6 protein-coding genes are annotated in these 14491 nt (G+C 65.8%); all 6 read left to right on the top strand.

Translation table 11 applies throughout. The features are described from left to right. Positions 1–68 precede the first annotated feature (68 nt). The 6 genes from AC1D29_RS00235 (at position 69) to AC1D29_RS00210 (ending at position 14393) form a co-directional block, all read left to right on the top strand. Entirely contained in the window at positions 69–2945 is a 2877-nt protein-coding gene (locus AC1D29_RS00235) for a TonB-dependent receptor (protein ID WP_477893574.1), read from the top strand. Between the two features lie 59 nt (positions 2946–3004). Then, on the top strand, positions 3005–4324 hold the full coding sequence (locus tag AC1D29_RS00230) for a BNR repeat-containing protein (RefSeq protein ID WP_477893572.1): 1320 nt from the start codon (positions 3005–3007) through the stop codon (positions 4322–4324). A 264-nt stretch (positions 4325–4588) separates the two neighbouring features. Then, positions 4589–7327, top strand: coding sequence for a TonB-dependent receptor (locus AC1D29_RS00225; protein WP_477893570.1), 2739 nt, complete (start codon positions 4589–4591; stop codon positions 7325–7327). Positions 7328–7434: 107 nt separating this feature from the next. Further along, positions 7435–9789, top strand: coding sequence for a beta-galactosidase (locus AC1D29_RS00220; protein ID WP_477893568.1), 2355 nt, complete (start codon positions 7435–7437; stop codon positions 9787–9789). Between the two features lie 15 nt (positions 9790–9804). Continuing rightward, entirely contained in the window at positions 9805–11148 is a 1344-nt protein-coding gene (locus AC1D29_RS00215) for an MFS transporter (protein WP_477893566.1), read from the top strand. Between the two features lie 11 nt (positions 11149–11159). Beyond that, a complete protein-coding gene (locus tag AC1D29_RS00210; RefSeq protein WP_477893564.1) occupies positions 11160–14393 on the top strand; it encodes a glycoside hydrolase family 2 TIM barrel-domain containing protein in 3234 nt (1077 codons plus the stop codon). Positions 14394–14491 lie beyond the last annotated feature (98 nt).

The raw sequence follows: 14491 nt of genomic DNA, 5'->3' as shown, positions 1-14491 counted from the left end.
AAATCTCTGGCGATTTTAATAAGACCAGGAATCTAAATAAGCCCGCAGTGGCACATGGAGCAGAGACAATGAAACAACGACTGATCTATTCGGCAATATCGATGGCGCTCGCCGCTGCCTACGGGCAGGCAGGTGCCCAGGCAGCTGCTGCAGCCCCGGTGGCCGAGAAGGCGCCGGACGCGCCGGACAGCGCGGCCAAGGCAGAAAAAAGCCAGCTCGAAGCCGTGGTGGTGACCGGCTTCCGTTCCAGCCTCGAGAAATCGATGGTGCTCAAGCAGCAGGCCATCGGCGTGCGCGATTCCATCGTGGCCGAGGACATCGGCAAGTTCCCCGAGGCGAACGTGGCGGAATCGTTGCAGCGCGTGCCCGGCGTGATCCTGAACCGCGACGAGAGCTCGGGCGAAGGCCAGCGCATTTCCATCCGCGGTTTGCCGACCGAGTACTCCGTCACGACGCTGAACGGCGCGCTGGTCAACGCCACGTCCACCGCCACCATCGGCAGCGCGGCGCGCGGCTTCAACTACGACGTGTTCGCGTCCGAACTGTTTGGGCGCGTGGACTTCTACAAGACCCCGCTGGCGGAACTGAGCGAAGGGGGCATGGGTGGCGTGGTGGACCTGCAAACCCCGCGCCCCTTCGACAACCCCAAGCGCACCATCCGCTACGGCGTCACCGCGTCGTACAACACCACGTCCGGCAAGACGGACCCGATGGGCTTCGCGCTGTATTCGAACACCTGGGGGCCGTTGGGCTTCCTGGCCGGCGTGTCGCATGCTTCGAGCGTGAACAACCGCTCCGGCTTCGAAGCGACCGGCGGCTACAACAGCTCCGCGCGCGGCAGCCAGAGTCCCGTGAAGGGCAACTTCGCTGTCGCGCTGGACTTCGACAGCCCGCGCGCCAACCTCGGCGCCTACACCCGCGCCCAGGTCGACAACGCATTGCTGCCGCGCATCTACCGCTTCTACGGCTCGTCCAACGATCGCAGCCGTGATGGCCTGGTGTCGTCCCTGCAATACAAGACGCCGACGCTGGATGTCAGCCTGGACACCCTCTACTCCAAGCTGCGCAACACGCGAGACGAGATGTACTTCGGCATCCTCGTCCGCAACAGCCGCACGACCGACCGCACCAAGCCCGCAGGCCAGGCCGGCAACAACGGCTTCATTCCGCTCGATGTGAAGATCGATCCGGGATCGAACCTGCTGACGGGCACCTTCGGCAACACGTCCTACAGCAGCGGCGTGACCTACAGCGAGGACGAAACCAAGTTCGGCTATGTGGCCGCCAACGCCCGCTGGACCGTGAGCGACAAGCTGGTGCTGAGCGGTCAGTTGAGTACCAACAGCAGCAAGGCACTGAGCTACCAGGACACCTTGTCCGGCCAGATCTTCGGCGTCGACTCCACCATCGACTACGGCAGCGACCACGTCTACCCGTCCATGTCCTCGCCGGTCAGCTACACCGACCCGGCCAACTTCCAGGGCTTCGGTATCGGCACCGGCTGGACGCGCGAGACGGACAAGGGCAAGCAGGGCCGCCTCGTGGCCGACTGGGACTACGCGCTGGCCGGCGACTGGACCGGCCACCTGAAGGCCGGCTTGGTGTACGCCGAGACCTCCAAGGACATCAACAAGCGCAATGGCACCTCCGCGGCCACCACCAAGCTCAACACGCTGGGCACAGCGGGCCTGCGGTCGGGCATGACCTCCACGCTGCCGATCGGGAACCTCGACATGGGCGCCGGCTGGCCGCACGCCTGGGGCACTTTCACGCGCGACTACACCTACACCACCTTCGATCCGCTGGCCTTCAACTCGGAGGCCACCTTCACGCCGGCGCAAAGCTTCAAGGCGCAGGAGAACGTGTCTACCGGCTTCATCCAGTCCGACTTCAAAGGCGACGTGTTTGGCAGGGAGCTACGCCTGAACGCCGGCGTGCGCTACTCGCGCACCAAGACGCTGATCGACAACTTCAAGCAGCAAGGCACCAGCCTGACCTACCTGCCCAACCAGGAGAAGGGCTCGTACAGCAACGTGCTGCCCGCCATGAGCGCGGCGCTGGACCTGACGGACACGCTGACCTGGCGTGCCTCCTGGGGCAAGACCCTCAGTCGCGCGTCGCTGTCCATCATTGCCGCGCAGACCGTGATTCCCAACCCGTTCGACAACACGGCGACGGCTGGCAACCCGAGCCTGCGCCCGCAGCAGTCCAAGAACCTGGACACCAGCCTGGAGTGGTACTTCCAGAAAGGCAGCATGCTGTCGGCCGCCATCTTCAAGAAGGACCTGACCGACGCCACCGTGGCCAGCACCACCCAGACCACGTTCGGTGCGCTGGGCCTGCCCGATACCGCGTTGGGTGCCATCTTCCAGAACGCGCAGGGCAAGGTCGACCCCGCGTTGCCCATGACGCTGCGCACCTACAGCAACGCCGGCAAGCAGACGCTCAAGGGTTTCGAGCTGGCCTACCAGCAGGACTTCAATTTCCTGCCCGATCCCTTCAAGGGCTTTGGTGCGCTCGCCAGCTACACGCACATCAACCCGTTCAACAGCGCCGCGTGGATCACCAACGCGGGCAACACCATCGAAGTGAATTCGGTGCCCAAGTACGCGTACAGCACCACGCTCTACTACGAGAAAGGGCCGTTTGCATTCCGCACGTCCTACAACTACAAGGGCCGCTCCCTGCACGGCGACAACCCGAAGAACAACGGTGACGATCTGATCCGCTGGCGCGCGGGCCGCGGCTATCTGGACGCCAACGTCAGCTACAAGATCAGCGATTCGCTGGAGATCCGCCTCGACGCGCTGAACCTGTCGAACACGCTGGCCTACGACTACTTCGAAGACGCCACCGGCCAGTACGGCCTGGGCAGCAAGACGCGCATGGACTATGCGAAGTACGACGGCCGCACCTTCAAGATCGGCCTGCGCGGCAAGTTCTGAGCACGGTGTTGAGTGAATGCAGGGCGGGCTTCATGCGAGGCTCGCCCCTTTGCCCTCCCATGATGAAAGCAACAGCGTTTGCCCTGGTCGTCGCGGCGTTGGTCGCCGGTTGTGCGGTCACGCGTGAAGGTGAGGGCGTGCGCCTGGTGGACGTGGCCGACGGCTGGGCCAGGAACTCCGTCAACGCCGTGGTGTTCCGCAAGAACTCCCTCGTCACGCAGGGCGACGTGCAGTACATCGCCTTCTACGACCAGGACGCGAACGTCGTGCTGGGCAAGCGAAAGCTGGGCAGCGAGGACTGGACGCTGAAGACCACGCCTTACAAGGGCAACGCGCTGGATGCCCACAACAGCATCAGCATCATGGTCGACGGTGCGAACTATCTGCATCTCGCCTGGGACCACCACAACAGCGCGCTGCGCTACGCGCGCAGCCTGCGGCCCGGCGCGCTGGAGATGACCGGCGAGATGCCGATGACGGGGCAGAGCGAGGGCTCGGTGTCCTATCCCGAGTTCCACCGCCAGCCCGATGGCAATCTGCTGTTCTTCTACCGGGACGGTGGTTCGGGCCGGGGCAACCTGGTCATCAACCGCTATGACGTCGCCACGCAGGCGTGGACAAGGCTGCACGGCAACCTGATCAACGGGGAAGGCCAGCGCAACGCCTACTGGCAGGCCTTTCTCGACCACCGCGGCACCCTGCATCTGTCCTGGGTCTGGCGCGAATCGCCGGACGTCGCCAGCAACCATGACCTGGCCTATGCCCGCTCGCGCGACGGCGGCGTCAGCTGGGAGACCTCGGACGGACGGCCCTGTGCGCTGCCCATCACGGCGGCCAACGCCGAGTACGCCGCGCGCATCCCGCAGGGTAGCGAACTGATCAACCAGACCTCGATGTCGGCCGACCGGGATGGCAACCCCTACATCGCCAGCTACTGGCGGCGAGCGGGCAGCACCGTGCCGCAATACCAGGTGGTCTACCGCCGCGGCGGCGCCTGGCGGGAGCTGGGGCTGGACTTCCGCCGCACGCCGTTTTCGCTCAGCGGCGTGGGGACCAAGGCGATCCCGATGTCGCGCCCGCAAATCATGGTGGGCCTGAGGGCTGGTGAGCCGGCGGCGCTGCTCGTGTTCCGCGACGAGGAGCGGGGCAGCAAGGTGTCGGTCGCGCACATTGCCGACTTCAGCTCCGGGCGTTGGACCGTGCACGACCTGACGACGGATCCCGCCGGCGCCTGGGAGCCCAGCTTCGACACGGAGTTGTGGCGCCGACAGGGGGAATTGAACCTGTTCCTGCAGGCCGTGCAGCAGGTGGATGGCGAGGGTGCCGCCAAGGTCCAGCCCAGCAAGGTGCGCGTGTTGCAGTGGCGCCCGCAAATCTGAGCGGTGGGAATGCAGTCACCCTGAGAAATTAGGACGCATTACTGTGTAACTATATGTGCCGCGACAGCTATATGAACTTTTGATGCGGTCGGCGCAAAACAGTATACGAATAAGAAATTCGACAATGCTAGCCTTTCTGAATTACCTGATCAGGTGTATTGCGCGCCGGACAGCGTAATGCTTGCTGTCAATAGGGCGAGGCATTGACGTCGCCTGACATGCATATTCACCCTCACGGAGACAACCATGCGGTCAGAGTATTTCATGAAAACCGTCATCGCCGGTTTGATCGGTCAAATGTGGCTGGCGTTGCCTGCGCATGCGCAGGAGGCGGCAAATGCAAAAAAGGACATGGAACGGGTCGTCGTCACCGGCATCCGCGCCTCGCTGGAGTCGTCCGTTGCGACGAAGCGCATGCAGGAGGGCGTCGTGGACGCGGTGTCCGCGGAAGACGCCGGAAAATTCCCTGACACCAATATCGCCGAGTCACTGCAGCGCGTCACCGGCGTGCAGATCCAGCGCAATAACGGCGAAGGCCGGTATATTTCCGTCCGGGGCTTGGGGCCGGAGTTCAACAACGTGCTCGTCAACGGGCGCACCATGACCAGCGATACCGGCGGCCGCGAGTTTTCGTTTGACCTGTTGTCGCCCGACCTAATTTCGAAGGCGCTGGTTTACAAGACGGCCCAGGCCTTCCTTCCGGAAGGAGGTATTGGCTCGACGGTCGATATTCAGACGGCGCGCCCGCTGTCGGGCCGAAAAGGTCACAGCGCAGTGCTGAACCTGTCCGGTTCCTACGATTCGAACTCCAAGAAAAAGACGCCCAATGCGAGCGCGATGTACTCGTTCGCGAATGACGACCGCAGCTTCGGTGTCAGTGGCTCCCTGTCGTACACCGACCGCGCCTCGAAGCAGACCAAGGCGGTCAACGACGCCTGGAACTACAAGGACGTGACCCTGATCAACGGCGATCTCAATTCCAAGAACCTGACGATGGCCGACGTCACGGTGAAGAAGCTGTACATCCCGCAAAGCTTCGGATTCCAGGAAGAGAACGAACGCCGCAAGCGCCTGGTGGCCGCGGGCACGGTCCAGTTCAATCCGACCTCGGCGCTCAAGCTCTCGGCCGACGCGCTGTACTCGCGCCTGGACCAGAAGAACGACGTCATCGCGGTCAGTGACTGGAACAATCCCACCCAGCTCGGCGTCAAGTACAACGCGGACAACCAGATCACCAGCTTCCTGCGGCCGGGCTCGACCTTCTTCGCCAACAACCCCGAGATCGCCGGCCCGGGCAAGCTGCTCGGCGAGGCGAACTCCAACGACATGATCGTCAAGGCCGGCGACCGGCTGTCGACGACCAAGGCCTTCGGCGGCAACGCCAAGTGGGTGCTGGCCCCGGAGTGGAGCCTCGAAGCCGACCTGTCCACGTCGCGCACGACATCGGCTTCGCCCGACATGTGGATCGTCGCCGGCATGGTGCCGCAGAACGGCGACCTGCTGACCTTCGACGGCACACCCACCATCCACTTCGGCGACAGCCTCTCCGATCCCGCCGCCGTACGCGCCCATGCGGTCGCCTACGGGCAGATCCGCAACGGCGACGACCTGAAGGAAGGCCGCGTCAACCTGGGGTGGGAGCACGAGATCGGTGCTTTCAAGGGCCTGCAGTTCGGCCTGTCGGCCTCGCGCCGCAAGGTCGACCGCACCCAGTGGAACAGCGATTCGTGGAACGCCTTCAGCGGCTATCACGTGTCGCTGCCGGCCTCGCTGTTCACGGTGAGCAGTCTCAACAACATCCTGGGCACCGAAGGCGCCATGCCGTCGACCTTCCTGAGGTTCGACCCCTACGCCTACATGGCTTACCTGAACCAGCCGTCGCTGATCGCGCAGTCGAACGACCCGGCCCTGTACGGCGACAAGACCAAGTACCCGAACGGTCCGATGGCCATCGACTACACCAGGCCGTCGATGTGGGCCGTCAAGGAGAAGGTGGCCAGTCTGTTCGTGGACAGCAAGTGGGAGGGCGACGGCTGGTCCGGCAGTGCCGGCGTGCGCTATGTGCACGTGAACTCCACGTCGATGGGCATCAGCCGGGTGCTGCTGTCGGCCGTCAAGAGCCCCAACGACACGACCTACATCCTGAACTACGGCCCGAGCACCGTGAACTCGGTCGACAACAGCTACAACAACCTGCTGCCGTCGGCCAACCTCAAGCTGGACCTGACCCGGGACCTGGTGCTGCGCCTGGCGGCCTCCAAGACCTTGACGCGCCCCACGCTGAACCAGATGGGCGTGGACAACTGGTATGGCGGCCGCTATGGCGACGTGCAGACCGGCGGCGGCAACCCCTACCTCCGGCCGATGCGCTCGACCAATCTGGACGCGTCGCTGGAGTGGTACCTGTCCAAGACCAACTACCTCAGCGCCGCCGTCTTCCACAAGAAGGTCACCGACTTCCTGGAAACCCAGCTGGTCGACGTCCAGCTGCCGCAGTACACCGAGATTGCGCACGACACCCGCATCCGCAACGGCCAGCACGGCAAGATCAAAGGGTTGGAACTGGCTGGGCAATACGCCTTCGACGCGAACAGCAGCTTGCTGCAGGGCTTCGGCGTGGCGGCCAACTTCACCTATGTGGATGCCAACGCCGAGCGAGAAGGCGGTGTGGCCACCTGCGGCTACCCGGGCCTGTCCAAGCAGTCCTACAACGGCTCCGTGTTCTACGAGAACAGCCGCTTCCAGGCGCGCCTGAGCTACAACTGGCGCAACCACTTCTCCGTCGACTGTGGCGGTGGCAGCACCTTGCCACGCACCCGGGCGGCCTATGGCCAGGCCGATGCCAGCGTTCGCTACAACGTGACGCCGCTGGTCTCGCTGTATGCGGACGCGATCAACCTGAACAACGAACGCATGCACGAGTACGCGAACAACGAGTCCCAGTTCCTGACGCTTGAGGACGTCGGCCGCCGCTTCAACGTGGGCGTGCGGGTGGCGTTCTGAGGCTCACGCTGTTTCTCCGTGCGGCGCTTAGGCTCGCGCAGTTCACCCTGTCTCGCACCGCGAGGCGGGGTGTTTTTTGATCAAGCCTGTTGAATCCGGAACCCACCATGACCGTTCTCCTCCCTCGTCGCCGACTGCTCGGGGCGGCCGCATCGAGTGCCACGCTGTTGCTGAACCCAGCGTCCGCCGGCGCGGCAGCACCACGCTTCACGATCGGCGAGGCCGACTTCCTGCTCGATGGCAAGCCCCTGCAGATCCGCTGCGGCGAAATGCACTTCGCCCGCGTGCCGCGCGAGTACTGGCGGCACCGGCTGCAGGCCATCAAGGCCATGGGCATGAACACGGTCTGCGCCTATCTGTTCTGGAACTACCACGAATGGCGCGAAGGCCGCTATCAGTGGGAAGGCCAGCGCGATGCCGTCGAGTTCTGCCGGCAGGCCCAGGCTGAAGGCCTGTGGGTCATCCTGCGGCCGGGCCCCTATGCCTGCGCCGAATGGGAGATGGGCGGCCTGCCCTGGTGGCTGCTGAAGCACCCAGGCGACGCTTTCCTGCGCAGCCGCGATGACGCTTTCGTGCAGCCGGCACGGCGCTGGCTGAAGGAGGTCGGGCGCGTGCTGGCACCGATGCAGGTCACGGATGGCGGGCCCATCCTGATGGTGCAGGTGGAGAACGAGTACGGTTTCCTCAGCGACGACCGCGAGTACATGCGCGTGATGCGCCAGGCCGTGCTCGACGGGGGCTTCGGCGTGCCGCTGTTCCAGTGCAATCCGACCAATGCGGTCGGCAAGACGCATATTCCGGAGCTGTTCACGGTGGCCAACTTCGGCAGCGATCCGGCCGGCGGGTTCAAGGCGTTGGCCGAGCTGCAAAAGGGGCCGCGGATGTGCGGCGAGTACTACTCCGGCTGGTTCGACACCTGGGGCGCGCCGCACCGCCGCGGCGACAACGCGCGTGCCGTCCAGGACATCGACGCGATGCTGAAGGCCAACGGCTCGTTCAGCCTCTACATGGCCCACGGCGGCACGACCTTCGGCCTGTGGGGCGGCTGTGATCGCCCGTTCCGGCCGGACACGACCAGCTACGACTACGACGCGCCCATCGGCGAGGCCGGTTGGGTCGGCGAAAAGTTCCGCACCTACCGCGAGTGCCTCGCGAAGCACCTGAAGACTGGCGAGGTTCTTCCCGACCCACCCGCGAGGTTGCCGGTGACGGCGATTCCCTCGTTCTCGCTCGGCGAGACGGCGCCGGTGCTCGCCAACCTGCCGGCCCAGGCCATCCGGGCCGAGTCGCCCAAGAACATCGAGCAGTACGACATCAGTCGCGGCTTGATAGCCTATCGCGTCACGCTGCCTGCAGGCCCCGCCGGGAAGTTGCAGGCCGCGAATGTGCGCGACCTGGCCTGGGTCTTTGTCGATGGCAGCCTCGTCGGCACGATGGACACGCGCTACCGCCGCTTCAGCGTCGATGTGCCGGCGCGCAGCCGCGACACCACGGTCGAGATCCTGCTGTACACGATTGCCCGCGTGAACTTCGGCATGGAGGTGCATGACCGCAAGGGGCTGCAAGGCCCGGTGATGCTGCGCACGGCCAGGGGCAAGGCGCAGGAACTGACCGGCTGGGAGATCCGTGCCATCGACTTCAGTGCCGACGGTGAACTGCCGCCGCTGCGCTGGCAAACCAAACGCCAGACGGGCCCCGCGTTCTGGCGCGGCAGCTTCGAGGCGCCGCAGCAGGCCGACACGTTCCTGGACATGTCCAGCTGGGGCCAGGGCATCGTCTGGATCAATGGCCGCTGCCTCGGACGCTACTGGAGCATCGGCCCGACGCAGACGATGTACCTGCCCGGACCGTGGATCCAGGCCGGCCGCAACGAAATCGTGGTGCTGGACCTGACCGGGCCACGCGCCAACCGCATCGAGGGGCTCACGACACCCATCCTCGACCAATTGCAACCCGACCGCGATCTGAAGCGCCCGCCCAGCACCGCGCGCCCGCGCCTGGCCGGGCTCAAGCCCGTGCACGAGGGACAGTTCGCCAGCGGCTCGGCGACGCAGGACGTGCGCTTCGATGGGCCTGCGCGCGGCCGCCAGGTCTGCATCGAGGTGCTCGACAGCTTCGACGGCAAGCCCCATGCCGCCATCGCCGAACTGGCGCTGCTCGATGCGCAAGGCAAGCCGCTGAACCAGACCGCGTGGACCATCGCCTACGCCAGCAGCGAGGAAGCGCGCAAGGAGGACGGCGGTGCGCTGAACGCGATCAACGGCCAGGCCACTGACTACTGGCATACGGCCTACAGCGGGGCCACTCGGCCCGCGGGTCCGCCCCGCCTGATCATCGACCTCGGCGCGCCGGTGGACATCGCCGGCTTGCGCTACACGCCGCGCCAGGGGTCGGACGGCGTCACGGGCCGGATCCGGCGCTACCGCGTATTCGTCGGTGACAAGTTGGTTGCGAGCGACTGAGCGAAGGGCTGAACCATGAACCAGCAAGTCATCGGCAAGTACAGATGGACCATCTGTGCGCTGCTGTTCTTCGCCACCACCGTCAACTACCTGGACCGCCAGGTCCTGAGTCTGCTGGCGCCAGCACTCTCCAAGGAGTTCAGCTGGTCCAACACGGACTACGCCAACATCACGGCCGTCTTCCAGTTCGGCTACGCGATCTCCATGCTGTTCGCGGGGCGGTTCATCGACGCGATCGGCACCAAGCGCGCCTTCACCATTGCTGTGGGCGTCTGGTCGGTGGGCGCCATGATGCATGCCTTCTCGGTCCCCATCGGCGGCTTGATGGCGGCCGTCGGCATCGGCCTGCCCGTGTCCGTGGCAGGCTTCATGGTGTCGCGCGCCGTGCTGGCACTCGGCGAGGCCGGGAACTTCCCGGCCGCCATCAAGGCGACGGCCGAGTACTTTCCCAAGAAGGAGCGCTCCTTCGCGACCGGCATCTTCAACTCCGGTGCCAACGTCGGTGCGATCCTGGCGCCGCTGACCGTGCCGTGGATCGCCGTCACCTGGGGCTGGCAGATGGCCTTCATCGCCGTCGGCGCCATCGGCTTCCTGTGGGTCGCGCTGTGGCTCACCTCCTACGACGCGCCGTCCCGGCAGCGCCGCCTGGGCGCCGCCGAGCTGGCCTACATCAACAGCGACCGCGACGAGACCGCGCCAGCCGTTGATGGCGCCAAGGTGCCATGGTTTCGCCTGCTCGCGCATCGCCAGACCTGGGCCTTCGTCGTCGGCAAGTTCCTGACCGACGGCGTCTGGTGGTTCTACCTGTTCTGGCTGCCCAAGTACCTGACCGGCCAATACGGCATGAGCACGACGGACATCGCGCTGCCGCTGACCGTGCTGTACAGCATGACCATGATCGGCAGCATCGGTGGCGGCTGGTTCCCGACCTACTTCATGCAGCGCGGCTACAAGCCCTACGACGGCCGCATGCGCGCCATGCTCGTCATCGCCTTCTTCCCGCTGGTCGTGCTGCTGGCCCAGCCGCTGGGCGGCACCAGCTACTGGCTGCCTGTGCTCTTGATCGGCATCGGCGCGTCGGCGCACCAGGCCTGGTCGGCCAACCTCTTCACCACCGTGTCGGACATGTTCCCCAAGCGGGCCATCGGCTCGGTCGTGGGCATCGGCGGCATGGCCGGCGGCCTGGGCGGCGTGGCCGTGTCCAAGCTCGGCGGCTGGATCTTCGACGCCTATGGCGCCCGCGGTGAACTGGCGACGGGCTACATGATCATGTTTTCCATCTGCGCGCTCGCCTACCTCGTTGCGTGGGCGGCCATGAAGGCGCTGGTGCCGCAGCACAAAGACATCACCGTGCTTTGAGAACCCAGGAGATGCCTGTGCATGCAAGACTGATGGCCCGCCTGAGCGTGGCGCTTTTTCTGGGCGCCGCCGCTGCGCTGGTGCAGGCGCAAGCGCCGCAGGTGCAATCCGTCCAGGTGGACACCTCCCGGCCCGACTGGGAGAACCCGGCCGTCTTTGCGCGCGGCAAGCTGCCGGCCGCGGCGACGCACTTCCCATTCGAGAGCCGCGCGGCCGCGCTGGCCGGCGACCCGACCCGCTCGGCCCGCTACCAGACGCTGGATGGCCTCTGGTCGTTCAGCTTCTCACCCTCGTCCGATGACGTGCCCAAGGGCTTCGAGAAGCCCGGCTACGACGTTTCCGGCTGGAAGACCATCAAGGTGCCAGCCATGTGGCAGGCCGAGGGCTACGACCAGGCCCGCTACAACAACATCACCTATCCGCACCCGGCCAACCGGCCGCTGATCCCGCACGCCACCAACCCGGTCGGGTCCTACCGGCGGACCTTCGAGGTGCCGGCGAACTGGTCTGCGCAGGACGTCATCCTGCACATCGGCGCGGCCGGGTCGGCCTACCAGGTTTGGGTGAACGGCGTGGAGGCCGGCTACTCCGAGGACTCCAAGCTGCCCAGCGAGTTCGACATCACCGGGCTGTTGAAGCCGGGGCGCAGCAACGTCGTCGCCATCCAGATCCACCGCTGGTCCGACGGGTCGTATCTGGAGGATCAAGACTTCTGGCGCGTCTCGGGCATCGAGCGCTCGGTCTATCTGAAGGCAGTGCCCAGGACCCGGCTGACAGACCTCTTTGTCCACGCGGGTCTGGACAAGGCCTATCGCGACGGCGTGCTGTCAACCGACGTGGCGCTGACAGCGCGCAGCCAGCCGCTCAGGCTGCGCATGACGCTGCTGGACGGCGAGAAGCCCGTGCTGGCCAGGGAGGCCCGCGTCGCCGCGGGCGCGGCCAGCACCGAGACGCTCTCGGCGGCCGTGCCCGGCGTGGACCCCTGGACCGCCGAGACGCCCAAGCTCTACACGTTGCTGATCGAGGTGCTCGACGTCGACGGCAAGCTGATCCAGGCGACACCACAGCGCATCGGCTTCCGTACCGTCGAGATCAAGGATGGCCGAGTGGCCGTCAATGGCCGCCCGATCATCATCCGCGGCGTCAACCGCCACGAGCATGATCCCGAGACCTTCCACGTGATGTCGGAGGCCTCGATGCGCCGCGACATCGAGCTGATGAAGCGCAACAACATCAACGCGGTCCGGACCTCGCACTACCCCAACGCCGAGCGCTGGTACGCGCTGGCCGACGAGTACGGCCTGTACGTCATGGACGAGGCCAACATCGAGAGCCACGCCTACATGGACTACGGCAACAAGCATCCGGTGCTGCGGTCGACCCTGCAGATCGGCTTCGACCCGGCCTGGGAAGGCGCCCATGTCAGCCGCGTGCTCAACATGGTCGAGCGCGACAAGAACCACCCTTCGGTGATCTTCTGGTCGCTCGGCAACGAGGCCGGCATCGGCCCCACCTTCGAGAAGGCGGCCGCGCAGGCGCGCCAACGTGATCCGTCGCGCCTGATCTCGTATCTCGGCTGGGGCACGCTCGACTGGGAGCATGCGCCCAACGCCTACGTCGACATCTACGCGCCGATGTATGACGACATCGAGAAGATGGTGGACTGGGCGACCGACCCGACCCGCACCCAGCCCATGATCCAGTGCGAGTACGCCCACATGCAGGGCAACTCCGGCGGCAACTTCAAGGACTACTGGGACACCATCTACAAGTACGAGAAGCTGCAGGGCGCCTTCATCTGGGACTGGGTCGACCAGTCCATGTATCGCTATACCAAGGACGGCAGGCGCTACTGGGGCGATGGCGGCGAGTACGGGCCCAATCCGGGCGGCGACATCGAGTTCGGTGACGGCCTGATCCAGCCCGACCGCACGCCCAATCCCCATCTCTACGAAGTGCAGAAGGTGCTCTCACCGATCCAGTTCGAGGCCTTCGACCCCGCCACCGCGACCGTGACCGTGCGTAACCGCCACGACTTCCGCGACCTGTCCGGCTTCGCCTTCGAATGGGCGTTGCTGGAGAACGGCGTGAGCATCGCCTCGGGGTCGCTGCCGGGGGTGTCGACGCCGGCGCGGCAGACCCAGCAGTTGACGCTTCCGCTGGCCGGTGTGCAGCGCAAGCCGGGCGCGGAGTACTTCGTCACCCTGCGCGCCAGGGCCAAGGCGGGTGCCGTGCCGCTGGTGCCGGCAGACTGGATCGTTGGCTGGGAGCAGTTCGCACTGGCGCCGCCGCCTGCAGTCGCCGCCGCGCTGGCTGGCGGGGCCGTCGAGCTGACGCAGACGCCCGATGCCCTGGTGCTGGCGGCCGGCGGTGCCAGCCTGGCGCTGGACCGCAGGACCGGCCTGCTGACCGCCTACGCCAAGGCGGGCACGGTGCTGCTGACGCGCGGCCAGCCCAACTTCTTCCGTGCCGAGACCGACAACGACACGGCGACGGGCACGGTCGGCCAGCAGACGCCCTGGAAGGTGATGACCCGCGAGCGCCAGGTCCGCTCCATCGTCGGTCGCCGCCWGGCCGGTGGCGGCGCCGAAGTGGTTGTCGACCACGAGCTGGGCGCCGGCGCGGCGCGTTTCGTCACCACCTACACCATGGGCGGCGACGGCACCGTCGACGTGGTCGGTCTGTTGACCCCGCTGAAAAGCGATCTGCCGCCGCCCGTCCGCGTGGGCCTGTGGTTCGACATTCCACAAAGCCTCACCACGGTAGGCTGGTACGGGCGCGGCCCGCACGAGAGCTATGTCGACCGCAAGACCGGCGCCGCCATCGGGTTGTGGCGCGGTGCCATCGCCGAGCAGAACCACGACTACATGCGCCCGCAGGACACCGGCAACAAGGTCGATGTCCGCTGGATCGAAGTCTCCGGGGGCGGCCGCGGCCTGCGGGTGGAGGGCAGGGCGCTGCTGATGGCCAATGCACTGGCCTTCCCCTACACCGACCTCTACCGCCGCCCGCCCGGGACATGGAAGAGCAGCGATATCGTCCCCCACGATCACGGAACGCTGCTGATCGACGGTGCGCAGTGGGGCGTCGGCGGCGACACCACCTGGAACCATGTGGGCCAGCCCCACATGCAGTACCGGACAAAGCTGGAGCCCGTTCGCGTGACTTTCCGGCTGCGCCCGTTCGAGGGCGAGGGCAGCACGCCGGAGAAGGCCATGCCCGCCCGGGCGACGATGCCGCAATAGGAAGGCTCTGGCGCAGCTGACTTCGCTCAACCGCTTGCTCGTTGTGCACCAAGGTCGACATCCTCTGCGCGAGAACAGATAGCCTGCGGAGGTCTTCG

The organism is Roseateles sp. P1_C6 (assembly GCF_056406315.1).
Note: the sequence above shows the minus strand (reverse complement) of the source record. Positions and strands in the feature narration are given on the sequence as shown.